This window comes from Sphaerisporangium sp. TRM90804 (assembly GCF_029846175.1).
In the GTDB taxonomy this organism is placed as follows: Bacteria; Actinomycetota; Actinomycetes; order Streptosporangiales; family Streptosporangiaceae; genus Sphaerisporangium.
In genome coordinates this window covers 275378-298040 of record NZ_JARWAC010000021.1, presented here as the reverse complement: position 1 = coordinate 298040, position 22663 = coordinate 275378, and the positions used below count along the sequence as shown (strand labels likewise).

General features: G+C 72.0%; 20 protein-coding genes, 1 tRNA gene and 1 pseudogene. 6 read left to right on the top strand and 16 right to left on the bottom strand.

Annotated features, from left to right (window positions below; translation table 11 throughout):
* Window positions 1–235: 235 nt before the first annotated feature.
* From PYR91_RS26455 to PYR91_RS26440, 4 genes are all read right to left on the bottom strand, one after another.
* Complete coding sequence (locus tag PYR91_RS26455) at window positions 236–1228, bottom strand: glycoside hydrolase family 11 protein (RefSeq protein ID WP_279783902.1); 993 nt, start codon at window positions 1226–1228, stop codon at window positions 236–238.
* 823 nt (window positions 1229–2051) lie between these two features.
* A complete protein-coding gene (locus PYR91_RS26450; RefSeq protein ID WP_279783900.1) occupies window positions 2052–3368 on the bottom strand; it encodes a hemolysin family protein in 1317 nt (438 codons plus the stop codon).
* A 51-nt stretch (window positions 3369–3419) separates the two neighbouring features.
* A complete protein-coding gene (locus PYR91_RS26445) occupies window positions 3420–3584 on the bottom strand; it encodes a hypothetical protein (RefSeq protein ID WP_279783898.1) in 165 nt (54 codons plus the stop codon).
* A gap of 45 nt (window positions 3585–3629) precedes the next feature.
* Entirely contained in the window at window positions 3630–3908 is a 279-nt protein-coding gene (locus PYR91_RS26440; protein ID WP_279783896.1) for a GlsB/YeaQ/YmgE family stress response membrane protein, read from the bottom strand.
* 510 nt (window positions 3909–4418) lie between these two features.
* Between PYR91_RS26440 and PYR91_RS26435 the strand changes: the two genes are divergently transcribed.
* Genes PYR91_RS26435 through PYR91_RS26425 form a run of 3 tightly spaced genes read left to right on the top strand, consistent with a single transcriptional unit; the run spans window position 4419 to window position 7032 of the window.
* Window positions 4419–5096, top strand: coding sequence for a response regulator transcription factor (locus tag PYR91_RS26435; RefSeq protein WP_279783894.1), 678 nt, complete (start codon window positions 4419–4421; stop codon window positions 5094–5096).
* Window positions 5093–6448: a HAMP domain-containing sensor histidine kinase gene (locus tag PYR91_RS26430; RefSeq protein ID WP_279783892.1), complete on the top strand. Its 1356-nt coding sequence runs from the start codon at window positions 5093–5095 to the stop codon at window positions 6446–6448. The genes PYR91_RS26435 and PYR91_RS26430 overlap by 4 nt, the downstream gene beginning before the upstream one ends.
* Window positions 6445–7032, top strand: a complete 588-nt coding sequence (locus tag PYR91_RS26425) for a GerMN domain-containing protein (protein ID WP_279783890.1) — start codon at window positions 6445–6447, stop codon at window positions 7030–7032. Before PYR91_RS26430 ends, PYR91_RS26425 begins: the two co-directional genes overlap by 4 nt.
* Window positions 7033–7340: 308 nt before the next feature.
* Here PYR91_RS26425 and PYR91_RS26420 read toward each other — a convergent pair.
* Window positions 7341–7422, bottom strand: a tRNA-Tyr gene (locus PYR91_RS26420).
* A gap of 140 nt (window positions 7423–7562) precedes the next feature.
* On the opposite strand from PYR91_RS26420, the gene PYR91_RS26415 reads away from it, so the two are divergent.
* On the top strand, window positions 7563–8054 hold the full coding sequence (locus tag PYR91_RS26415) for a YajQ family cyclic di-GMP-binding protein (RefSeq protein ID WP_279783888.1): 492 nt from the start codon (window positions 7563–7565) through the stop codon (window positions 8052–8054).
* A gap of 498 nt (window positions 8055–8552) precedes the next feature.
* Here the strand turns inward: PYR91_RS26415 and PYR91_RS26410 are convergent, their stop codons facing one another.
* From PYR91_RS26410 to PYR91_RS26395, 4 genes are all read right to left on the bottom strand, one after another.
* Window positions 8553–9002 (bottom strand): VOC family protein, encoded by a 450-nt coding sequence (locus PYR91_RS26410; RefSeq protein ID WP_279783861.1) that lies wholly within the window; start codon window positions 9000–9002, stop codon window positions 8553–8555.
* Between the two features lie 95 nt (window positions 9003–9097).
* The gene (locus PYR91_RS26405) at window positions 9098–9859 is read right to left on the bottom strand and encodes an antibiotic biosynthesis monooxygenase (RefSeq protein WP_279783858.1); all 762 of its coding nucleotides are present in this window, start codon (window positions 9857–9859) and stop codon (window positions 9098–9100) included.
* 405 nt (window positions 9860–10264) lie between these two features.
* Window positions 10265–10651, bottom strand: coding sequence for a hypothetical protein (locus PYR91_RS26400; protein ID WP_279783857.1), 387 nt, complete (start codon window positions 10649–10651; stop codon window positions 10265–10267).
* Window positions 10648–10926, bottom strand: coding sequence for a hypothetical protein (locus PYR91_RS26395; RefSeq protein ID WP_279783856.1), 279 nt, complete (start codon window positions 10924–10926; stop codon window positions 10648–10650). Before PYR91_RS26395 ends, PYR91_RS26400 begins: the two co-directional genes overlap by 4 nt.
* Before the next feature lie 585 nt (window positions 10927–11511).
* Here PYR91_RS26395 and PYR91_RS26390 point away from each other — a divergent pair.
* The gene (locus PYR91_RS26390; protein ID WP_279783855.1) at window positions 11512–12546 is read left to right on the top strand and encodes a hypothetical protein; all 1035 of its coding nucleotides are present in this window, start codon (window positions 11512–11514) and stop codon (window positions 12544–12546) included.
* Window positions 12547–12642: 96 nt separating this feature from the next.
* On the opposite strand, the gene htpX is transcribed toward PYR91_RS26390, so the two are convergent.
* The 7 genes and pseudogenes from htpX to PYR91_RS26355 all read right to left on the bottom strand — a co-directional run bounded on the left by htpX (window position 12643) and on the right by PYR91_RS26355 (window position 21194).
* A complete protein-coding gene (gene htpX / locus PYR91_RS26385; protein ID WP_279783854.1) occupies window positions 12643–13497 on the bottom strand; it encodes a zinc metalloprotease HtpX in 855 nt (284 codons plus the stop codon).
* A 102-nt stretch (window positions 13498–13599) separates the two neighbouring features.
* Complete coding sequence (locus PYR91_RS26380; protein WP_279783853.1) at window positions 13600–15108, bottom strand: NADH-quinone oxidoreductase subunit N; 1509 nt, start codon at window positions 15106–15108, stop codon at window positions 13600–13602.
* 112 nt (window positions 15109–15220) lie between these two features.
* Window positions 15221–17203, bottom strand: coding sequence for an NADH-quinone oxidoreductase subunit M (locus PYR91_RS26375; protein ID WP_279783851.1), 1983 nt, complete (start codon window positions 17201–17203; stop codon window positions 15221–15223).
* Window positions 17200–19155 carry an NADH-quinone oxidoreductase subunit L gene (locus PYR91_RS26370; RefSeq protein WP_279783849.1) on the bottom strand — a complete coding sequence of 652 codons (1956 nt, stop codon included), beginning with the start codon at window positions 19153–19155 and terminating at the stop codon, window positions 17200–17202. The genes PYR91_RS26375 and PYR91_RS26370 overlap by 4 nt, the downstream gene beginning before the upstream one ends.
* A 224-nt stretch (window positions 19156–19379) precedes the next feature.
* A pseudogene (nuoK, locus tag PYR91_RS36425) lies at window positions 19380–19712 on the bottom strand (NADH-quinone oxidoreductase subunit NuoK); the annotation flags it as partial.
* Window position 19713: 1 nt separating this feature from the next.
* Window positions 19714–20253, bottom strand: a complete 540-nt coding sequence (locus tag PYR91_RS26360; protein WP_279783845.1) for an NADH-quinone oxidoreductase subunit J — start codon at window positions 20251–20253, stop codon at window positions 19714–19716.
* Window positions 20250–21194: an NADH-quinone oxidoreductase subunit I gene (locus tag PYR91_RS26355; protein ID WP_279783843.1), complete on the bottom strand. Its 945-nt coding sequence runs from the start codon at window positions 21192–21194 to the stop codon at window positions 20250–20252. The genes PYR91_RS26360 and PYR91_RS26355 overlap by 4 nt, the downstream gene beginning before the upstream one ends.
* 182 nt (window positions 21195–21376) lie before the next feature.
* Between PYR91_RS26355 and PYR91_RS26350 the strand changes: the two genes are divergently transcribed.
* Complete coding sequence (locus PYR91_RS26350; RefSeq protein WP_279783841.1) at window positions 21377–22642, top strand: helix-hairpin-helix domain-containing protein; 1266 nt, start codon at window positions 21377–21379, stop codon at window positions 22640–22642.
* Window positions 22643–22663 lie beyond the last annotated feature (21 nt).

Here is a 22663-nt window from a genome sequence, read left to right as displayed (position 1 = left end):
ACGCCGGAAAGGACCAGACGAATCGGCACGCCACACCCGCCCGACGGGACACGGCCCCGGCACAGGGGCACGCTCCAGCCCCCCCCCCCCCCCCCCCCCCCCCCCCCCCCCCCCCCCCGGGGGCGGGGGGCCCCGGGGGGCGGGGGGGGGCCCGCGGCCCCCGCGCGGGGGGGGCGCCCCCCCCCCCCCCCCCCCCCCCCCCCGCCACAGGTGCGGTGTTCCGCGGGGTGGGACGTCAGCCGGCGCTGCAGGAGACCGACGGCCAGGTCGTGTTGCCGTTGGTCTGGATGGTGACGCCGAAGTTGTTGCCGCTGCCGTTGGGCCTGGCCGTCAACACCTGGGCGCTGGGGTAGCTGGCGCTGATGTTCCAGGTGGACAGGACCTTCGCGGGCGACGGGACGTTCATCGTGACGGTCCAGTTGCTGGAGCCGCTGACCGCGACGTTGAGGTTGTACCGGTCGCTCCACGACTGACCGGCGGACAGCGTCGCGGTGCAGCCGCCACCGCCGCCGCCACCGCCACCGCCGCCGCCACCGCCGCCACCGGAGTCGCCGACCGTGATGTTGGAGTTGCCGCTGCTCTGGTATCCCTCCGTGGCCATGATCATGTAGTAGTGGCTGCCCAGGCTCATTCCGTTGCGCGCCCACGCGTCGAAGTGGTTGCCCGACGTGATGGTCCCGCCGGTCTTCTTCGACTGCCGGACGCTCCAGTACTGGTTGAAGGTCTGGGTGCCGTCGATGGAGGGGGCGTTGTAGCGCGTCGTCTGGTAGATGTCGTACGTGCCGCCGTCGCTGGTGACGGTGCCCTTGTACGTCCCCGTGGGCCGGTAGGTGCCCCAGTTGTCGACGATGTAGTACTCCACGAGCGGGTTTCTCGTCCATCCGTAGAGGGTCAGATAGGCGTTGCCCGACGGGTTGAAGCTCCCCGAGTAGCTCACGGTCCTGCGTGAGCCGGTGGCCCACCCCTTGCCGGCGACGAAGTTTCCGGTGTTACGCCATGAGGTGCTGTAGTTGCCGCCGGATCCGAGTTCCATCGAGACCGTGCCGTTGCTATCGGTCCAGAACGAGTAGAAGTAGCCGTTGTTCGTGCCGGTCTGGTTGGTGGTGATGGCCGCGTTGGCGATGCCGGGCACCATCGTCAGCACCGCGGCCAGCGCCACGGCGAAGGCACGGCCGAGAAGCACCCTGATGCGTCTGGGGCTCTTCGGGCGGGCGGGGACGTCGTTCATGTGCGCGCTTCCTCCTCATGAGGGCTGGCGTGGGTCAGGCGGCGTGGACCCGGCGGAGCCGTCGGCGGCCAGGGACGACGGCAACCACGCGTCGGCCGCGCACGACACGGCGAGATTGCCCGCTCGCCACACAGCCGACGCCAGAAGGACCAGGCCGCAGGGCGAGTGACCTGGCACGACAGTGCGTGGGCCCTGTCGATGGCGCCAGTGTTCGTCCCACCCTGACGAGATGTCAGCGCTCCCCGAAAGATTGCGAAGTGCCAGCCTCTAACAAAACAACATCACCCCTGGTTAAGCCTCACGGCCTACGATGGAGTGCACAAACATCGAATGAAACTTTCGGCCGCCCTCCGAAATAAAGCAAGACACACCCCCCAATCAGTGATCCCGCCCACCTCACCAGGCACCACCCCCTCCCCCGAAGTAGGCGGCCTCCGCACCGACCAGCGGGTGCGATCGGGGGTGTCCAGTTGACGGCTCTGTCGCAGATTCGGTGGTGGCAAGGGGTTCTGCTGCGTCACCGTGAGTCGTTCATGATCTTGGCGGGCAGGTGAGCGTAGTGTTTCTGGTTTGCGTCATCCCGGGTGACACATCTGACCTACACCGTCGGGAAGCGGTAGCCGGCGCACCACATCCCGAGCCTGCGTACGATCATCTCCACAGGCGCGCCACCGGTCGGAAGGGGCCGCCAACGCGAGGCCGAGGCCCAGGTGGACGCCGCGCTACGCGCCGGAGAGCCCACCCGGCTCACCCACCGCGGCGGCCGAAGTGGCTTGTCCTGCCGGACTTCTGTGCCAGGCGTGTCGGTTGACCGCCGGCAGGCCTACGCCGACGCCGATTGCGCCGCCGGCGTCTCCGCATCGTCGACCGGGTTGTTCGTGCGGGGGCGCAGTCGGATCTTGGTGATGGCGTGTCCGGTGACCTCGACGACCTGCGCGGTGTGCCGGCCGAGGTCGACCTGCTCACCGGCGGCGGTGGGAATGTGGCCGAGGCGGGCCAGGACCAACCCGGCGATGGTGGTGTAGTCGCCGTCCGGCTCGTCGCCGAGGTCGACGCTGATGTCGGCCAGGTCGTGCAGAGGGAAGGCACCGGCCAGAAGCATCACGCCGTCGGGTTCGTGCACGACGGCTTGCACGTCACGGTCGGTCTCGTCGTAGATCTCGCCGACGATCTCCTCGACGAGGTCCTCCATGGTGACGATGCCGTCGACGGAGCCGCGTTCGTCGACGACCAGCGCGAACTGCTGGCGCTGCTGACGCATCTGCCGCAGGGCGTCGGAGACCTTCAGGGTTTCCGGCAGGAACGGCGGCAGGCTGGTGTGCTCACCGACCGCACCGTCGGCGTCGATGAGGTCGCGCAGGTGCACGATGCCGACGACGTCGTCGAGGCCGACGGGCCCGGTCACGGGGGCGCGGGAACGTCCGGAGTCGATGAGCCTGCGTAGCGCCTCAGCAGCGGGCAGGGTGGCGGGCAGGTGGGTCACGTCGCGGCGCGGGACGAGGATCTCGCGCAGGATCCGGTCGGCGATCTCGAATGCGCCGCTGATGATGGTGCGCTGCTCGGCGGAGAAACCGCGTTGCGTGGCGACCATGTCGCGGATTTCCTCGATGCCTACCTCTTCGCGGGCGGCGTGCGGGTCGCCGCCGGTGAGCCGCACGACCATGTCGGTGGACTTGCCGAGCAGCCACACCGCCGGGCGGGACGCAGTGGCGAGCAGGTTCAGCGGGCGTGCGACGAGCAGTGCCCACCCTTCGGCACGTTGCATGGCGATGCGTTTGGGTGCCAGCTCGCCCAGCACCAGGGTGATGAACGCGAGTACGACGGTGACCAGCACGATGGCGGAGGGTTCGGCGGCAGAGCCGAGGAAGCCCAGCGGGGCGATCAACGGTTCTGCCAGGGAAACCGCCGCGGCGGCAGAGGCCAGGAACCCGGCTAGGGTGATGCCGATCTGGATGGTGGCGAGGAACCGGTTCGGGTCGCGGGCCAGTCGCGCCAGAACCTGTCCGCCGCGCGAGGTGCGTTCCAGGCGCCGCAGTTGGCTGTCACGCAAGGTGACAAGGGCCATCTCGCTGCCGGCGAACACGGCGTTGAGCAGCACCAGCGTCAGCACCAGCGCCAGTTGCACGCCGTAGCCGGACATATGGGGGTCGCCTTCCTTGTCGATCGTTCACCTGGCACGGCATGCCGGGTGCTAATGCTCATGCAACGCACGGCGGGCGTGCACGACACCGAGGACGATCGCCGCGACGAGCGCGACCAGACCGATGATCAGCAGCCACTGCACGGCTTCGATGATGACGCCGAGCAGGATGAGCACCAGAGCGACGGTGCCGACGGCGATGAGCAGGGCACGCATGGGTGGTACCTCCACAGTTGTGAGCAGGCGATGGGGCCGGGTCGGTCACTGCGCTTCGGGCGTACGGCGGCGTCTGGCCGTACCGGCGACCACCACCACCCCGAGAGCGGCCAGGCCGATCTGGACCAGCAGGGTAAGCAGGCTGAAGCCGGAGGTGTCGATGCCGACGGCCCGGGCGAGGATGGTGCCCAGCAGGGCGGCCACCACACCGATGGCCATGGTCACCCAGATCGGGATGTTCTGCTTACCCGGGACGATCCAGCGCCCCAGCGCGCCGACGATCAAACCGACGATCAACGCGGTGATGATTCCTGAAACAGTCATGATCTACCCTCCTCGTGGCATGTCTCGCAAAGCATGGTGCGATTCGTCATAGCGGGCTTTCGTGCCGAGGCGCGGGACGCCGTCGACGCGGGCGAGGTGCGGACGCGCCGAACCAGGGGACGGGCCGATCGCGGCTGCAGCCGCCCGTCGTCCCGGCGGGCCGATGCGCGCCGGCGGGGCGATGCCGGCTGCGTCGGTGAACGCACAACCGGCCGAGTCGACGACCAGCCGCGCCAGGCACCGGCCCAGAGCGGCGTCGAGCACGGCACCGGCCTGACCGGCGGATGCCGGATCCAGGTTGATCGACTCGGACCCGCACCACCGCGACGGCGCGGGCGCGCGGCGCCGGTGTCACCGGCCTCCGCATGTCCACACCTCCCGCCAGCGCCTGCTACGAGGATGCTCGGGCGGTATGGCGGTCACTACACGCAGGTATGACAGTCGGATGACAAACCCGTCCGGAGCCACCGCGCCTGCGCGCGCCTGCCCGGAACAGGCGATGATGCAAACATGAGCGCAGTGCTGGTGATCGAGGACGACGACCGGATCCGCCTGTCACTGATGCTGGCCATGGAAGACGAGGGATACACCGTGCGGGGAGCCGGCACCGCGGAGGAAGGACTGCGCGCACATCGCGCCGAGCCGGCCGACACCGTCCTGGTCGACCTTATGCTGCCCGGGATGGACGGCTTCGAGGCGATCCGGCAGCTGCGCCGCGACGACGACGTGCCGATCGTCGTGGTCAGCGCCCGCGACGATACCCATGACATCGTCGCCGCACTGGAAGCCGGCGCCGACGACTACGTCGTCAAGCCCGTCGCCGTCAAGGAACTGTCCGCGCGGCTGCGGGCCCTGCGCAGGCGCTCGCGCACCACCCTGGCCGAGCCGGTACCCGCACTGCGGTTCGGCGACCTGGAGATCATCCCCGAGGCGGGCGAGGTCCGGCTGGCCGGCGACGCGGTCGCGCTCACCCGCACCGAGTTCCGACTGCTGTGCGAGCTGGCTGATCACCCGGGCCGGGTGCTGTCACGCCAGCAGCTGCTGCAACGGGTGTGGGAGTACGACACCGGCGACGAACGCATCGTCGACGTGCACGTCGGCCGGCTCCGCCACAAGATCGAGCACGACCCGCGCACCCCCCGGCACGTGGTCACCGTCCGTGGCCTCGGCTACAAGCTGCAACGATGAAACGTACCGGCCTGCGCACCCGGGTCACCGCCGGCTTCACCGTCAGCGCGCTGACCCTGTCGGCGGCGATGGCGCTGGTGTCCTACCAACTGACCCGCGACCTGCTCATCGAGGAACGCGAACGCACCATCGCGCGGGCCGCCACCTCCGACGCCGACGTCGTGCGCGAGGGCCTCGACGGCGACAAGCCCGACGTCGCGCAGATCCTGCGCACCCTCGACACCGGTGAGAACCGACTGTCGGTGCTGCACCGGGACGGCACCTGGTACGCCGTCGACGCCGGCGTCGACGTGGGGACCGCCATCCCCCGAACCCTTCGTGACTTCGCCCAGCCCGGCCGCGCCGCGATGCAGCGGACGCACGCCAACGGGCGACCCGCCCTCGTGGTGGCGATACCGCTGTCGGCGTCGACCACGTTCTACCAGATCGGCTCCCTGGAGGAACTCGAATCCACCCTGTACCTGCTGTCGGTGAGCCTCACCGCCGTGGCGATCATGACCGCCGCGGCCGGAGCGGCGCTGGGCTGGTACACCACCCGCTACGCCCTACGGCCCCTCACGGCGGTCGCCGACGCCGCCGAATCCATCACCGCCGGCGGCTACGGCACCCGACTCGACCCCACCACCGAACCGGACCTGGAACGGCTCACCACCTCCTTCAACCAGATGGTCGACGAGTTGTCGCAACGCCTGCGGCGCGACCGCCGCTTCGCCGCCGACGTCAGCCACGAACTGCGCTCCCCCCTGCAGACACTGTCCGCGGCCACCAGTGTCCTGACCCGCCGCCGCGAGCACCTCGACGCGCGCACCGCGACCGCCGCCCACCTCGTCGCAGCCGAAGTCACACGCTTTCAGGCACTCGTCACCGACCTGCTGGAACTGGCTCGCAGCGACCAGCCCGTCGAGCGTGGCCCGGTCGACGTCGCCGATCTGGCCCGTCAGGCATGCCGTTCCCGTGGCCTGCCCGACAGCCTTGTCACCGTCGACGCCGGCATAGACGTCACCTGGCACGTCGACCGGCGCCGTGTCACCCAGTTGCTCGGCAACCTGCTCGACAACGCCGTCCGATACGCCGGCGGGCCCACCTCCGTGCGCATCGGTGCCACCGCCGGAACCTGCTTCCTCGATGTCGACGACCAGGGTCCCGGCGTCACCGACGACGACAAACAGATCATCTTCGGTCGTTTCGTCCGCGGACGAAACGCCAACGCACGGGGCAACACCGACGGCACCGGCCTCGGCCTGGCTCTCGTCACACGACACGCCCACGCCCACGGCGGGCGCGTCACCGTGCATGACCGGCCCGGTGGAGGCGCCCGGTTCCACGTCGAACTCCCCGTATGCACCCCATGACCCGCCGCCTGGCCACCCTGGCCACCCTGGCCACCCTGGCCACCGCCATCGCTTTACTGCCCGCTGGGTGTGGCGTACCCGCAGAACAGACACCGCGCGAGCTACCACCCTCGCGCGGGCTGTCCGAACCCTCACCGCCCGCCGGGCCCGACCAGCGGCCGGAAGGCACCGTCGCGCAGCCCATCTACTTCCTGCGCAACGACAAGCTCGTCGCCGTGGTACGCCGCGCCCGCATGCCCGCCACCGTCGACGACCTGCGTCAGGCGCTGCTGACCGGACCCACCGACGCCGAAGAGGACGCCGACATCACCAGCGCCCTGACCGGCACCACCACGATCACCGGCATCCGTGTTGTCGGCACCGTCGCCACCGTCGAGGTGATCGACAGCCTCACCGACACCAGTCGCACCGACGAGATCCTCGCCTTCGGTCAGATCGTCTGCACCCTCACCAGCCAGCCCGACATCACCGCCGTCGCATTCACGCGCAATGGTCAACCGCTTGACATCCCCCGCGGGGACGGATCACTGTCCGACCAGCCAACCACGGCCGAGCACTACGCGGCCCTCATCGCACCGGCGTAGTGGATGAGACGGCGGCCCTGCCGTCGCACTCTCTGTCAGACTCTCGTGAGACGCGGACGAAGTAGTCTCTGTGACTCAAGCAGGGCGAGAACCGACTCTTACAGATAGTGACGTTGACAGTGGCCGACCTTCGGGTGGATCTCGCCGACGGTGGTGGGGTGGGTAGCCAACACGGGTAAACGGATCATGATCCATTCCGCGTACATGCCGGGAGCAGTGACAAACGACCGCTTCTAGCTGCGTCTGACTGCATGCCCCTGGAAAGCAAAAGAGGCCCCGGGGGGCCTCTGAGCTGGGAAAATTCCCGGTGGCAGGTGCAAGGTTCGAACTTGCGTAGGCTGAGCCGACGGTTTTACAGACCGCTCCCTTTGGCCACTCGGGCAACCTGCCGTGTCTTCGCTTGCGCGGTGACAGCAAGAAGAATAGCGGACTTCCAGCGTGGCTGTGACACCCGGCGGTGCGGTGGTGGTCTGCACGCGGGGGGGTCTGGGTCGCTAGGGTCGGGGGGACGAGAGAGGACACCTACACCGATGGCCGACAGTAGTTTCGACGTGGTTAGCAAGATCGACCGGCAGGAGGTCGACAACGCGCTGAACCAGACGGTCAAGGAGGTCGGGCACCGCTTCGACTTCAAGGGCACGGGGGCGAGCATCGCCTGGTCGGGGCAGGACGACATCCAGATCAAGGCGAACAGCGAGGAGCGCGCGAGCGCCGTCCTCGACGTGTTCAAGGAGAAGATCATCAAGCGGGGTCTGTCTCTGAAGGTGCTCGACGCCGGTGAGCCTAAGCTGTCTGGCAAGGAGTACCACCTGGTCGTGAGCCTCAAGGAGGGCATCGACCAGGAGCACGCCAAGAAGATCTCCAAGATCATTCGCGATGAGGGGCCCAAGGGCGTCAAGGCGCAGATCCAGGGGGACGAGCTGCGGGTGAGCTCGAAGAAGAAGGATGAGCTCCAGGACATCATCTCCCTGCTCAAGGGCAAGGATCTGGACATCGCCCTGCAGTTCACCAACTACAGGTAGCGATCGGGCGGTCATGGGGCCGAGCTGAGCGTCACGTTCGGTTCAGGAGCCATCAGGAGATCCGGGGCGCACGGGGGCGGGAGTCTCTCTTGCGCCTCGGCCGCTCCGTCCGCTGACGCTTTACGCCTTGGGCAGCTCCGCCTTCGGAAGCTTTGCCTTGGGTCGCGGCTTGCCTCGGTTTTGCCTTGGGTCGCGGCTTGCCTCGGTCAGTTCGCCCCCGGCACTTCGCGTCGGCTGCTCCGTTCGTCGGCCGCATGCACCTCGGCCGCTCCACCCTCCGGACGTTGCACGCCTCGGCCGGCTTCGCCCCCCGGACGCGGCATGCCTCGGCCCGCTCTGCGCCTCCCGGACGCTTCGTTCCCGGCGCTCTGCGCCTTGGCCACTCGTCCCTCGGACGCTTTATGCCTCGGCCGCCCGTCCTCGGACGCTTTATGCCTCGGCCGCCCGTTCCCGGACGCTTTATGCCTCGGCCGGCTTTGCTCGGGGATGCTCGGTCTCTTAGCTGCTAGGCGTCTTGGCTGAGTTGTGCGTGGGGGGTGTCGTTGTGGGAGCGTCGGGTGGGGTTGTGGGTTGGAGGAGGTCCCAGCGGTTGCCGTATAGGTCTTCGAAGACGGCTACGGTGCCGTAGGGCTCGTGGCTCGGGGGTCTGATGAAACGTACGCCTGCTGAGGTGAAGCGGTCGTGGTCGCGGGTGAAGTCGTCGGTGTAGAGGAACATGCCCACCCTGCCGCCGGTCTGGTCACCGATCCGGGTCTCCTGGTCGGGGGTGGCCGCGCGGGCCAGCAGGAGGGCGGTCTCCCTGGCCCCTCTGGGGCGGACGGTCACCCAGCGCTTGCGCTCGTCGAGGACGGTGTCCTCCAGGAGCTCGAAGCCGAGGACGTCCACGTAGAAGGCGATGGCCTCGTCGTAGTCACGGACGACGAGGGTGATCAGTCCCAGGTGCGACATGAGCGGATCGTAGCTCTCGCGGGAAGCGCGGGACGGCCGGCGCCGGGAGGGGGTCTCTTCTTACGGCGGCGTGGGGCTCGGTCTCCTGTTGGGGGTCAGGCGATGTAGGGAGGGGCTACGCCCCAGCCCCAGTGGGGGACGGGGGCGTTCTTGGGGGGATGGGCTCCGGGCTGGGAGTTGGACAGGGCCAGGCGGGTGCCCCATTCGATGTAGCCGGTGAAGGCGGCGCGGAACTCGGGGTCGTCGGGGAGCCCTACCTCGTCGGCGGCGTCTGTCAGCAGGCTCACCCAGCGGCGGCGCATCGGTTCGGTGATCGCCTTGCCCAGGTGCATGGAGAGCATGTGGGGGTAGCCGCCGCGCTCGGCGGTGTAGCGGGCGGGGCCGCCGAAGACTTCGGCCAGCCACATCGCCACGAAGCGGGGGTGGCCGGGGTCCATGCCCTTGAACAGGGGGCCGATCAGGTCGTCGGCGAGGACGAGCTCGTAGAACCTCTCGGTGAGCCGCTCGAACGCATCGGCGCCGCCCGCCCAGGTGTAGAGGGTGGGGGCCGAGGCTCCCGGGCCGTGCACGGGGGTGCGTTCGTAGTGGCGCATCTCCTCGATGTCGTCCACGTAGGGGCGGATCTCGGCGAAGAAGGCCGGGAAGAGGTCGCCTCGGCGGAAGCCTTCCAGGTGGTCCTTGGCCGACGTCCATGTGATGCGCAGGATGTAGACGCCGGGCTCTTCGGTGGACCGGGCGAGTTCGTAGTCCACGCACTGCGGCGCGCTCGCCAGGGACGCGGCCGCTCGCTGGTATGCCGCTTCGAACTCCTCCGCGCGCTCGGACGGCACGCGGTAGCGGATGTATTCGACGATCACGCGTGATCACTCCTATGGTGGCTGCGTCCGGGCGTGCCTTGATCGGCTGGAGTTGATTCGCGGCTATTGTAATCATGTAAGCAAGTGCGGGGTGGGGACGCTGCTATCACGACCGTCCGGGTAGGCGCCGGTCTCACGCCACCCGTGCAGGTGCCACTGTCACGGCCGCCAGGGGCAGGTGCCACTGTCACGGCCGCCAGGGGCAGGTGCCACTGTCACGGCCGTCCGGAGCAGGCACCGGTGGCACGGCCGCCTGAGGAGGCAGACAGGGGTGGCACGGCCGCCTCGGGGGCAGGCACCGATGTCACCCGCCTGGGTGGGCGCTGGGACGGTCGGCTGGGCGGAGGGCTGCTTCTGCCGGGGGCGTCCAGGCCTGAGCCCGTCTGCGGCCGGTGGGGCCTTGGGTCAGGGGATGGGGTCGATCATGACTCGGGGGTCCAGGAGGGTGAGGTGGTCGCCTCGGTCGGTGAGGACGGGCCAGTGGGTGTTGCGGGCGCACCAGACGACGTGGCCGGCCACGACGTCGTTGGAGCCGTCCAGGAGTTCGCCGATGTCGGGGGCCTTGCCGGCGGTGAGGTCGTCGATGGTGACGCCGGGGCCGGCCAGGAGGTCGAACAGCTCGGCCTGGGTGTCCAGGGGGGCTATGGAGTAGACGGCCGCCAGGGCGGTCGACGGGACGCAGAGGCCGCCGCCGCGGTACAGGCACATGGCCACGATGTGGCGGGAGTAGCGCGTCTTGGCTACGGCGATGTCGATGAGGGCGCTGACGTCGAGGACGCGACCTGGGATCATGACACCCGCGTCCGGGTGATCGGCGGGCGGGTGGCCTGGGCCCACTCCTCGTCGGTCAGCGGTTCGACGTCGAGCGCGGCGGCGGCGTCGTCGAGGTCCTCACGGTCGAGGCTCCAGCGGGCGATGAGGGCGATCGCGACCTGCCTGGCCTCGATGTGCCGCTGCACGGCGCTGCGGATGATGTCCTCGACCCTGCGCCCTTCCAGAGTGGCCTGGCGCAGCAGAGCCTCGGTCTGCACGTCGTTCAGCCGGATGCTGAAGGAGGAGTGCCCCATATCCGTGACGGTAGACGGCCTGGGCCGAGCAGGCATCCCCTTCGGCGACGCCACAGGAAAACATTTCCGTTCAGGTTGAGTTGAGGACTGCCCGCGGCGGAACGAGGACTGCCCGCGGCATGCCGAGAACTGCCCGCAGCGGGACGAGGCTGCCCGGCGACTGCTCGCGGCGCGCCTGGGCCCGCAGCCGCCCTCCGGGGAGGGACGGCCGGGTCGCCTGGCCGATGCCCAACCGCTGGACCGCGGCGGCCGGCGTCGCGTGGGTCCCGATCTACCGATCGCATCCAAGGGCCGTCGGATGTGTTGGGCGTTCTTACGGGAGGCGGCGCGGGGCGGGACGGTGTCGGGCGCCCCCTAGGGAACGCGGCGCGGGGCGGGACGTGTCGGGCGCCCCTAGGGGACGCGGCGCGGGGCGGAACGTGTCAGGCGTCCCCAGGGACGCGGCGCGGGGCGGACGTGTCGGGCGGTCCCAGGGGACGCCGCCTGGGGCGTGCGGGTCTGGTGGGGAGGGAGTCGACGCTGAATCGTGACACAACTTTTCTCCTCGTCATGACATCTATTAGGGATGACGAAAGGAGTGCGCCCATGAAGGTAGCGCGCACGCTTGCCGCCTGTGTGGTGGCCGGCGGGCTGGCGGCGACCGTGCTGAGCGGTCCGGCGCAGGCGGGGACGGGTGCCGCGTCCGCCGGGGGCCGGGACGCGGCGGCGGCCGGGGAGGCCATTCGCTACGCGTGGGTGGACGAGTGCCCGAAGAAGGGCTCCACCGTGCCGTGCGGCGCGTGGACGCTGAACCTTCGCAGTGGGCGCAAGGTCGTGCTGGGCGACGCGGTGGTGTTCCCCCGTGAGCCCGGCGGCGGGGTCGACAGGGAGAACAGCGCGCCGCTGGCCGTGAGCGGGGACGGCAGCCGCCTGGTGTACTTCCGCAAGTCCGACGGACGGCTGGTCTGGAACCGGGCCGCCGGCGGCAAGGCGCGCGCCCTTCCCGGCGGGGCCGGGCGGGTGCCGAAGGGCATCGGCATGGGCGATGTGAACCCCACCCTGTCGCACGACGGCACCGTGCTGGTCATCGACTACACCGACGAGGCCGGCAAGCTGCCCACCCTGGCCGTCGACCTCACGGCGGGAGACGTCGAGCGCCTGCCGGGCGGGGACGCCGTCCAGGGGCTCAGCCCGGACGGCAGGCAGGTGCTGACGTCGCGGTTCACCGAGGACAACACCACCGCGTTCTCCGTCTACGGCATCGACGGCAGCACCGGCGAGAGCCGCGAGGTGCCGCAGGTCGTGTCGAACAACGCGCCGGTCGCCCTGGCCGACGACGGCGTGACGGTGGGCGTCGTCATCTTCTCGACGTCGGGCAAGCCGCGCCTGCGGCAGTACGACCTGTCGACCGACGCGGTGTCCCCGGCCGTCGAGATGGGGCTGGCGGGCAACGAGCTGCCCTACCACCTGATGTGGACGCGGTCGGGCGCGCTCACGCTCTGGTCGCTGCGCCTGGACGCGGCCGGCGACTTCTCGCACGCCGTCGCGCGCGGGGTGAACCCGTCCACGGGCGGGCTGAAGAAGGCCGACTCCTTCCGCCTGCGGGCCGGGGTGTGGGCCTGGTGGCTGCCCGGGGAGTGATCCCCGATCCGACCCGGCCTCCCCGTCCGCTCACAGGCGGCGAGGCCGGGGGGCCGCCTGGCCGTGCACGTCAGACGGGCTGCCTAGGGAAGCGGGTCAGCGGCGGTAGCCGGCCATGCGTTCGAGGCGGGCCACTCGGGCGGCGGTGGAGGGGTGGGTGGCGAAGAGCCTGCCCACCCCGGTGCCGCGGAAGGGGTTGGCGATCATCAGGTGGGAGGCGGAGGTCAGGCGGCTCTGCTCGGGGAGGGGCAGCCGCCGCGCGCCCATCTCGATCTTGCGCAGCGCCGAGGCGAGGCCGAGCGGGTCGCCGGTGAGGCGCGCGCCCGACTCGTCGGCCTGGAACTCGCGGGAGCGGGAGATCGCCATCTGGATCACCCCGGCGGCCACGGGGCCGAGGAACATCATCAGCAGCGCCCCGAGGAACCCGGGGCCCTCGTCGTCGTCCCCCGAGCCGCCGAAGAAGACGGCGACGTAACTGCAGTACGTGATCATCGTGGCGAGCGCCGCCGCGACCGAGGAGAGCAGGATGTCGCGGTTGTAGACGTGTGACAGCTCGTGGGCGACGACCCCCCGCAGCTCGCGCTCGTCGAGGATCTGCAGCAGCCCGTAGGTGACGCAGATGGACGCCCGGCGCGGGTTGCGCCCGGTGGCGAAGGCGTTCGGCTGGACGGTCGGCGAGATGTACAGCCGCGGCATCGGCTGCCGGGCCTCGTTCGACAGCTCGCGCACCACGCGGTACAGGGCGGGCTGCTCGACCTCGCCCACGGGGCGGGCCCGCATGGCCGACAGGGCGATGCGGTCGGAGAAGAAGTAGGCGATGCCGTTGGTCACCAGCGCGACGAAGACGGCCAGCTGCATACCCCGGCCGCCCCCCACCCAGGCTCCCACCGCGAGGATCGCCGCGGTCAGGGCGCCGAGCAGGACGGCGGTACGCAGGCCGTTGTTGTGCACGCTTCCCCCTTTCCGATGTCCGCTCCACCCTGGCAACGCTTGTGGCCTGGTCGAACGTTCCCCGGATCCGGTCAGCCGGACGGGGGCGGGGTCGCTGCGGGGTCAGCCGACGGCGGAGAGCACCAGTTGCGGCGCGACGGAGAAGGCCACGGACACCGCGAGCGCCACGCCGATGGCGACCGCCACCGGCCGTGCGGGCAGGCGGCCCGGCGCGGCGGCGGGCACGGGGTCGGGGGTGAACAGGCGGGCGGTCCAGGCGATGTAGTAGTAGAGCCCGATCACGGTGTTGACGGCCATGACGACGGCCAGCCAGGCGAGGCCGCCGTCGACGATCTCCCGGAACACCACGATCTTGGCGAACAGGCCGGCGAGGCCCGGCGGCAGCCCGGCGAGGCAGATGAGGAAGAACGCCAGCGCGAGCGCGGCGGCGGGGCTGCGGAACGCCAGGCCCCGGTAGTCGTCCAGCGTGGTGCGCTCGCGGCCGCGGCCGACCAGCATCACGACGGCGAACGCGCCGGTGTTCATCGCCGCGTAGATGGCCAGGTACGCGATGGCGGCCCCGGCCGAAGCCCTGCCGGCGCCGAGCGGGGCCAGGACGTACCCGGACTGGGCGACCGACGACCAGGCGAGCAGCCGCACGGCCTGGCGCTGCCGCAGGGCTAGCAGGTTGCCCGCGGTCATGGTTAGGGCGGCGAGCACCGCGACGATCGGCGCCCACAGGCGCGCCTGCCCCGCGAGGGCGATGGTCAGGACGACGATGAGGCCGGCGAATCCGGCGGCCTTGGAGATCACCGACAGCAGCGCCGCCACCGGCACCGGGGCGCCCTGGTAGACGTCCCCGGCCCACAGGTGGAACGGCACGGCGGCGACCTTGAACGCGAACCCGGCCAGCACCAGGACGACGGCGACGGTCAGCACGCCGGCGGGCGCGCCTCCCGAGCCGGCGAGGCCGAACGCGGAGTCCGGGAGCGCCCCGGGCCGGGACAGGCCGGCGCCGACGCGGTCGAGGTGGACCGAGCCGGTGATGCCGTACAGCAGCGAGACCCCGAAGAGCATCACGGCCGTGGAGATCACCGAGACGAGGAACAGCTTCAGCGCGGCCTCCGAGCCGCGGGCGTCGTACCGTTTGAGCGCCGCGAGCGCGAAGACCGGGAGCGACGCCAACTCCAGCGCCACCACCAGCATGATCAGGTCGCGCGAGGCGGGTAGGGTGATCGCGCCGGTCAGCGTGCACAGCAGCAGGAAGTACCACTCGCCGGCCGGAATCGACCGGTCGGCGAGCTGCGCGGCCGACAGCAGCACCACGACCACGCCGGTGGCCAGCACGATGCCGCCGAAGACCAGCGTGAGGCCGTCCACGACGAACGAGCACGAGGGGTGCCCCGCGGGCGAGATGGGCGGGACGCAGAAGGTCTCCATGTCGGTCGCGCGCACGGCCTGCGCGACGACGGCGCCCAGTGCCGCCAGCACCCCGGCGAGCGTGACGGCGCCGAGCAGGGCGGGCGTACGCGGCCCGCGCGGCAGGAAGGCGTCGAGCAGCAGCACCAGCCCGGCCCACACCGCGAGGATCAGCGGCGGCGCGATGGCCGCGTAGTCGATGGACTGGATCACGGCGCCCCCAGGAGAGGCCGCACGGCCCGGCCGGTGAGCGCCGGCGCCATCGGCCAGGGGCCCACGCCACCCGTGGGGACGGGCCGCGGGCCGGTGGTGTGGACGGGCGGGATCATGGCGCCCCCAGGAAGGCTCGGACGGCCGGGTCGGTGAGGGCGAGCAGGGCCTTGGGCCACAGGCCGAGGACGATCGTGAGCACGACCAGGGGGGTCCAGGCGGCCAGCTCGTAGGGTGTGACGTCCCAGAGGCGGGCCGGGTGGGCGGGGTGGGCCGCGGCCTCGCCGGCCACGGGTTCGACGGGGACCCCCGCGAGCTCGGCGGCCTGCGGGACGGGCGCGCCGGTCGCCGCCGCGGTGGTCACGGCCCCGGCGGTGAGCTCGTCCGGTACGCGGACGCGGGGCTGCTCGCCGGACTCGGCGGTCGCGACGAGCGGCTCGCCGGCACGTTCGTCCACCCGATCGCCGGGACGTTCTCCGGCGGCCTCGTCAGCAGCTCCACCGACACGTTCACCCACACGCTCGTCAGCATGTTGACCGGCGGGTACGGTCGCATGCCCACCCCCGCGCTCGGCGGCACGTTCACCGGCCGGCTCGTCAGCGTGGTCGCCGGCGGGCTCGCCCGGCCGGCCCGGGAGGTGCCAGGGGTCGGAGGTCTCGTCCCAGGGCTCCGCGGGCTCGCCCCAGGGCTCCAGGCTCTCCGCGGCCCGGGACGGCGGCGGGCCGGCGGCCGTGGGCTCGTCGGGCCTGCCGTGGGTGACGCGGGACAGCATGAGCAGGAAGTACGCGGCGGTGAGGACGGTGCCGACGCCGCCGATGACCATGAAGGTGAGGAAGAGCGGCCGGGACAGGCCGGGGGCGGGGTCGAAGGCGGCGAGCAGGGCGAGCATCTCGCCCCAGAAGCCCGCCAGGCCGGGCAGGCCGAGCGAGGCGACGCACGCGAACGTCAGCAGCGAGCCCAGGTACGGCAGCCGCCCCAGCATGCCGCCGCCCAGGCGGGCGATCTGGGCCGTGCCGTACCGCTCCTTGACGCCTCCGGCGACGAAGAACAGCAGCCCGGTGATCAGCCCGTGGGCGATGTTGCCGAACAGCGCCGCGTTGATCCCGACCGGCGTGAGCGTCGCCAGGCCGAGCAGCACGAAGCCCATGTGCCCCACCGACGAGTACGCGATCATGCGTTTGAGGTCGCGCTGGGCCAGGCACGCCAGCGAGCCGTAGACGATGCCCGCGACCGCGAACGCGCCCAGCCAGGGCGCGACGGCGGCGGCGCCCTCGGGCAGGACGGGGATCGCGATGCGCGCGAAGCCGTACGTGCCCATCTTGAGCAGCACCCCGGCCAGCAGCACCGACCCGACGGTCGGCGCCTCGGTGTGCGCGGCGGGCAGCCAGGTGTGCAGCGGCCACATCGGCGCCTTGACGGCGAGCCCGGCGCCGATCGCGAGGAACGCGACGATCTGCACGCCCCGCGCCATCCCCTGGCCGTGCGCCTCGGCCAGGCGGACCATGTCCAGCGTGCCGGTGCCGCTCCACACCAGCAGCAGGCCGAGGAGCAGCACGGCCGAGCCCAGCAGCGTGTACAGGATGAACTTCACCGCCGCGGCCCGGCGGTCGGCGCCGCCCCAGACGGCGATCACGAAGTACATCGGGATCAGCACGATCTCGAAGAAGACGAAGAACAGCAGCAGGTCGAGCGCGAGGAAGGTGCCGATCATGCCGACTTCCAGCACGAGCAGCGTGAACACCAGCGCCCGGAACCGGCCCGTCTCCGGGCGGTGCCGCACCAGGTACAGGAAGCACAGGAACGTCAGCAGCGCGGTCAGCACGACGAGCGGCAGCGAGATCCCGTCCACGCCCAGGTGGAACCGCAGGTCGAGCCCGGGGATCCACGGGACGTCGACCTCGCCCTGCATGCGGCCCGCGCGGCCGTAGTCGAACGACGCCGCCAGCACGAGGGCCAGCGCGAGCGTCAGCCCGGAGACCCCCACCCCGAACCACCGCAGATCGGGCTCATGATCGCCCTCGGAGCGGCGGGGCAGGGCCATGGCCGCGACCGCGCCGGCGAGCGGCACGGCCAGCAGCGCGATCAGCACGACGCTCATCCGAGCACCACCGCCCCGATGACGAGGATGAGGAGGCCCGCGAGGACGCCCGTCAGGTACAGCTGGGCGTTGCCCGTCTGGGCGCGGCGGAGCAGGCCCGCGGCGCCGACGGTCACGCCGCCCGAGCCGCGGACCGCGCCGTCCACGACGGCGTCGTCCGCTCGCGCCACCACGCGGGCCAGCCACAGGACGGGGCGGACGAACAGCCACGTGTACACGGCGTCGACGTGGAACGCCCGCTCGGCCGGCACGCGGAGCGGGCCGAGCACGCGGGCGGGGTCGGCGGCGGGGTCGGCGCGCCAGGCGGCGTAGACGACGCCCGCGCCGAGCAGCGCCACCAGCACGCTGAGCACCGCGCTGGACCATTCGAGCAGCCCGGCCCCGGCGAACCCGAGCAGCAGCGCCGGCACGGCCAGCACGCCGATCGGCCAGAGCATCGACGGCGGCGCCTCCCGGCCGTCCCAGACGTGGGCGACGCCGGGCGGCGGCTCGGGCAGCGCGACGTTGTCCACCCGGCTCTCGCCGAAGAAGGTGCGCAGCCACGCGCGGGCGGCGTAGGCGCCGGTCACGGCGACGGTGAGCAGCGCGCAGGCGAACAGCAGCCAGGCCGCCGCGTCGGTGAGCGGCGACGCCTCCGGGTGGGTCGCCGCGTGCTCGACGGCGGCGAGCACGGCGTCCTTGCTGAAGAACCCGCTGGCGGGCGGCAGGCCGGCGAGCGCGGCGAACCCGATGGTCATGGCGGGGAAGGTGACGGTCATCGTGCGGCGCAGCCCGCCCATGTCGCTCATCAGGTTGGAGCCGACGACGTGGATGAGGGCTCCGGCGCACAGGAACAGCAGCGCCTTGAACGCCCCGTGGGTGATCAGGTGGAAGATCGCCGCCTGGTCGGAGCCCGCGGCCAGGCCGCCGGCCATGTAGGCGAGCTGGCTGACGGTCGAGTACGCGAGCACGCGTTTGAGGTCGTCCTGCGCCAGGGCGGCCAGCGCGGCGCCGAGCATGCCCAGCGACGCCATCACCGCGAGCGCGTCGAGCGTGGGGCGGGCGCCGAGGAAGGCGGGGTAGAGCCGGGCGACGAGGAAGATGCCCGCGGCGACCATGGTGGCGGCGTGGATGAGGGCGCTGATCGGCGTGGGGCCGGCCATGGCGTCCGGGAGCCAGGTGTGCAGCGGCACCTGCGCGCTCTTGCCGGCCACCCCGAGCAGCAGCAGCATGGTCGCGGCGACGAGCGTGCCCGTGGACATCTCGGGGACCTCGGCCAGCACGTCGTCGATGCGGAAGCTGCCGGCGGCGATGCCGAGCGTGAAGACGCCGAACAGGAAGCCGACGTCGCCGATGCGGGTGACCAGGAACGCCTTGACCGCCGCCCCGGAGTTCGCCCGGTCCTCCCACCAGTGGCCGATCAGCAGGTAGGAGCACAGCCCCATGACCTCCCAGCCCACGTAGAGGACCAGCAGGTCCCCCGCGTACACGACCAGGAGCATGGCGCTGGTGAACAGGCTGATGAACGCGCTGTAGGAGGGGTAGCGCGGCTCGTGGCGCATGTACCCGGCCGAGTAGATCTGCACGGCCAGCGCCACGACGGTCACCAGGACGGCGATCATCGCGGCCAGGCCGTCCACCCGCAGGCCCGCGGTGACGGGGACGGCGCCGGTCTCGACGGTGGTCAGGGTGCCCTCGACGGCGCCGGGCAGCCATCCGTCCCAGAACCCGGCCTGGCCGGTCGCGGGCGGGCCGGACGACGCGGCGTCCCCCGCCCACAGGCGGGCCGGCAGCCAGACGGCGAGCGCGGCCGACACCGCGGCGGGCAGGATGGCGACCCAGGCCGCGCGCCGGTAGACCGCCTGGTCGATCGAGCCGGGCGGCCCGTCCCGTCCGAGCCGCCGGGTGCCGAGCAGGCCGCCGATCGCCGCGAGGAACGGCAGCAGGACGACGGCGGCGGCCATGGCGATCATCGGGCGCCGCCCGCCGCCGGCGCGGCCCCGGAGGGGCGGGGGGCGTCTCCGGCGGTCGTCACGGGCCCGGCGGCGGTTCGGGGGCCGCCGGTCGGGACGGGGGCGCCGGGCGGCGAGGGTGCCGGGGGCGGGGTGAGGGCCGTGTGGTCGTGCGGGCCGGGGTCGCCGGGGGCGGGCGGGTCGTGCGGGCCGCCGTCGTCCGGGCCGCGGGGCCCGCCGGGGCCCTCGGGGTCGTCCGGGCCCTGGTCGGGGAGTTCCGCGAGGTCGCGGAGGTGGTCGATCTCCACGGTGCTCCGGTTGCGGAAGACGGCCAGCACGATGGCGAGGCCGACGCCCAGTTCGGCGGCGGCGATCACGATGACGAAGAGCGTGAGCACCTGGCCGCCGTGCAGGGCGTCGCGCAGCCACACGTCGAAGGCGACCAGGTTGAGGTTGACGGCGTTGAGCATGAGCTCCACCGACATCAGCACCAGGATCGTGTTGCGCCGGGCGAGCACGCCGTACACGCCTATGGAGAACAGCAGGGCGGCGAGGACGGCGGGGTAGACGACGTGCACGTCAGTCCTTTCCGCCGATGTCGGTGCGGGAGAGCACGATGGCGCCGATCAGCGCGGCCAGGAGCAGCACCGACAGCGCCTCGAAGGGCAGCACCCAGTTGCGGAAGATGCTCGTCCCGAGCGCCTCGGCCCCGCCCCGGCCCGGCTCCAGCGGCGCGTACGCCGTGCGGAAGCCGTCGACGACCGTGGTGACCAGGACTGCTGCGGTCGCCACGGCGACCACGAGGGCCGCCACGCGGTTCCCCGAGTCGAGGTCGGCGGAGCGCCCGATGGGGGCGCGGGTGAGCATGATGCCGAACAGCAGCAGCACGACCACGGCGCCCACGTAGATCAGCACCTGCACCCAGGCCACGAACTCGGCCGTGAGCACCAGGTAGCACCCGGCGAGCGCGCCGAACGACAGGACCAGCCACAGGGCGGCGTGGAAGATCTGGCGGGTGGTGACGACCAGCAGTGCCGACCCGGCGGCAACCACTCCAAGCAGGAGGAAGACCACCTCCTGCGCGCTGGGCGGCCACAGGCCCGGCGGCGCGAAGGTCACGACCCCTCCACCGGCCCGGACGGCTCCGGCGGCTCCCCCCGTCGCGGTTCTGGGGGCGCGCCCTCGGCGCGCGGCTCAGGCGAGGGCTCCGAGCCCGGCGTCCCTCCGGACGTGGGCGGCGCCGGGGACGGCTCCGGCGCTCCGGGCGCGTCCGCCTCGCCGGCGTGAGCGGGCGGGCCGGGGCGCTCTGACGGCTCGGGGGCGTCCGCCGGTGGGGCGGGGGGTGGGGAGGCGGCGGGTGGGGCCGGTTTCTTGGGCAGGGCGCCGGGGGGGCGGATGGCGCGGACGGCGGCGTGGCTGGTCGCCGGGCGTTCGGCCGCGGGCGGCGCGGCGGGGCCGGAGGCCGGGTCGGCCGGGTTCGCCGCCGAGGGGGCCGAGGCGGAGGGCGGGGTGCCCGGGGTCCCGGGCGGGGCGCTCGACGCCGGGGCGCCCGCGCGGGCGGGGCGGTCGCGGGTGGGGCGGGCGGCGCCCTGGGCGGCGGCGGCGATCTCCTTGGGCGGGGCGGCGTTCGGCTCCTGCGGGGGCGGGGGCGGGACGGTGGCCGCCCACTCGGCGAGCCGGTCCTTCTCGTGCAGCAGGTTGCGGATGTCGCCCTCGGCGTACTCGAACTCGGGCGACCAGAAGAGGGCGTCGAACGGGCAGACCTCGATGCAGATGCCGCAGTACATGCACAGGGAGAAGTCGATCGCGAACCGGTCGAGCTGGTTGTGGGCGCGGGGCCGCCCTCCTTCGGGCGCCGGCGTGGTCTCCTTGTGGGAGTCGATGTAGATGCACCAGTCGGGACACTCCCTGGCACAGAGCATGCAGACCGTGCAGTTCTCCTCGACCAGCGCGATGACTCCGCGGCTGCGAGGCGGCAGTTCGGGTTGTACTTCGGGGTACTGCCGGGTGTCCGCCCTGTTGATCATGTGGCGGAAGGTCACGGCCAGCCCCTTCGCCAACCCTTCTCCTGGTATACGGGCCACGGTCAACATCATGACGCACATGGGCGTTCTCGTGAATGCGTGGCCCCCTACCACCTCACCCTTTTCCTAAATCATCAGGCTTTTGGGGGAATTTTCCGGCGGACTATGTGATCCCACAGACCGATGCGGGCCACCGAGGAAGGTCGTATTCTCGCGTTATGCACCCGACCAACGGCCATGGGGGACCAGGCTCGGGGCCGCCGGAGCCCTCCCGGTCCGGCGATCCGGACGGCCCGACCGCTCCGCATCCCCGCCAGACGGGCCGCCCCGCGCCGCGGCGCGACGACCGCCCCGCGTGGCCCGGCCCGCGGCACGCCGGCCCGGCCCCGGGCGCCTCGCAGCCGGGCCCGCGGGACGCCCCGCCGCCGGGCCCGAGGCCCGGCCCGCAGGACGCTCCCGGCCCGCGAGACACCTTCGCCCGTCCCCCGCAGCCGGGCCGGCCGGAGGCTCCGTACCGCCGTCCCCCGCAGCCGGGTCCCCGGCACGGCGAGGCGCCCTCGCGCGCGCCGCAGCCCGGCCCCCGGCACGGCGACCCGGCCTTCCGCCCGCCGCAGCCGGGCCCCCGCCCCGCCGACACGCCCTACCGGCCAGGGCAGCCCGGGCTCCGGCGCGGTGACCTGCCGTTCCGGCCCCCGCAGGCGGGCCCGCAGCACGGCGGCACGCCGTTCCCTCTCCCGCCGTCCGGCCAGTACGGCCTCGCGCCGCGCCACCATCCCGGCCCCGGCCCCTACGGCGCCCCCGGCCATCCGGGCGGGCACGTCCCGCCGCCGCCGTTCCCCCCGCCCGGCACGCCGTCGTCCACCGGCGCCGCCAGCGTCTTCTGGGCCATCGCGCCACTGCTCACCTGCGGCGCCGCCACGCCGTTCACCATCGGAGCCGCCGCGGCGAAGCTGAAGAGCAGGATGCTGGCCCTGTCGGCGGCGATCTACGCGATCGGCTGGGTGACGTTCTTCGTCGGCGTGGCCAGCGACCTTCCCGACCCCGACTGGCTGGAGGTCGGCGCGTTCCTGGGGGCGATGGGCAACTGGCTCGGCGGCACCGTCCACTCGCTGATCATCCGGCGCAGGGTGTTCGAGCAGCCCGACCTCAACGACCACGCCGTGGCGTTCGCCCAGCGGCGCCGCGAGCTGCGGCAGGAGGCGCGCGAGCTGGCGGCCCGCGATCCCCTGCTCGCCCGCGAGCTGCGCATCGGCCGCCCCGACCTCCCGCGGCGGTACGACGACGGCGGGCTGGTCGACGTCAACCACGCCCCCGCCCGGGTGATCGCCGACCTGCCCGGGATGACACCCGAGCTGGCGCGGCGCGTGGTCGACGCCCGTGACGGCGTCGGCGGGTTCGTCTCGGCCGAGGAGATGTCGCTCGCCCTCGACCTGCCGCCGCACCTCACCCCCGACCTGGTGGAGCTCACGGTCTACCTGTCGTGATCCCCGGCGGCCCGAGGGCCG

What these genes read in the sequence shown, in the direction of transcription:
- PYR91_RS26430 (WP_279783892.1), top strand. Translation starts at nt 5,093, where the DNA reads ATGAAACGTACCGGCCTGCGCACCCGGGTCACCGCCGGCTTCACCGTC.
- PYR91_RS26375 (WP_279783851.1), bottom strand. Translation starts at nt 17,203, where the DNA reads ATGAGCGTCGTGCTGATCGCGCTGCTGGCCGTGCCGCTCGCCGGCGCG.
- PYR91_RS26370 (WP_279783849.1), bottom strand. Translation starts at nt 19,155, where the DNA reads ATGATCGCCATGGCCGCCGCCGTCGTCCTGCTGCCGTTCCTCGCGGCG.
- PYR91_RS26410 (WP_279783861.1), bottom strand. Translation starts at nt 9,002, where the DNA reads ATGTCGCACCTGGGACTGATCACCCTCGTCGTCCGTGACTACGACGAG.
- PYR91_RS26445 (WP_279783898.1), bottom strand. Translation starts at nt 3,584, where the DNA reads ATGCGTGCCCTGCTCATCGCCGTCGGCACCGTCGCTCTGGTGCTCATC.
- PYR91_RS26390 (WP_279783855.1), top strand. Translation starts at nt 11,512, where the DNA reads ATGAAGGTAGCGCGCACGCTTGCCGCCTGTGTGGTGGCCGGCGGGCTG.
- PYR91_RS26350 (WP_279783841.1), top strand. Translation starts at nt 21,377, where the DNA reads ATGCACCCGACCAACGGCCATGGGGGACCAGGCTCGGGGCCGCCGGAG.
- PYR91_RS26440 (WP_279783896.1), bottom strand. Translation starts at nt 3,908, where the DNA reads ATGACTGTTTCAGGAATCATCACCGCGTTGATCGTCGGTTTGATCGTC.
- PYR91_RS26455 (WP_279783902.1), bottom strand. Translation starts at nt 1,228, where the DNA reads ATGAACGACGTCCCCGCCCGCCCGAAGAGCCCCAGACGCATCAGGGTG.
- PYR91_RS26395 (WP_279783856.1), bottom strand. Translation starts at nt 10,926, where the DNA reads ATGGGGCACTCCTCCTTCAGCATCCGGCTGAACGACGTGCAGACCGAG.
- PYR91_RS26450 (WP_279783900.1), bottom strand. Translation starts at nt 3,368, where the DNA reads ATGTCCGGCTACGGCGTGCAACTGGCGCTGGTGCTGACGCTGGTGCTG.
- PYR91_RS26400 (WP_279783857.1), bottom strand. Translation starts at nt 10,651, where the DNA reads ATGATCCCAGGTCGCGTCCTCGACGTCAGCGCCCTCATCGACATCGCC.
- PYR91_RS26435 (WP_279783894.1), top strand. Translation starts at nt 4,419, where the DNA reads ATGAGCGCAGTGCTGGTGATCGAGGACGACGACCGGATCCGCCTGTCA.
- PYR91_RS26425 (WP_279783890.1), top strand. Translation starts at nt 6,445, where the DNA reads ATGACCCGCCGCCTGGCCACCCTGGCCACCCTGGCCACCCTGGCCACC.
- PYR91_RS26415 (WP_279783888.1), top strand. Translation starts at nt 7,563, where the DNA reads ATGGCCGACAGTAGTTTCGACGTGGTTAGCAAGATCGACCGGCAGGAG.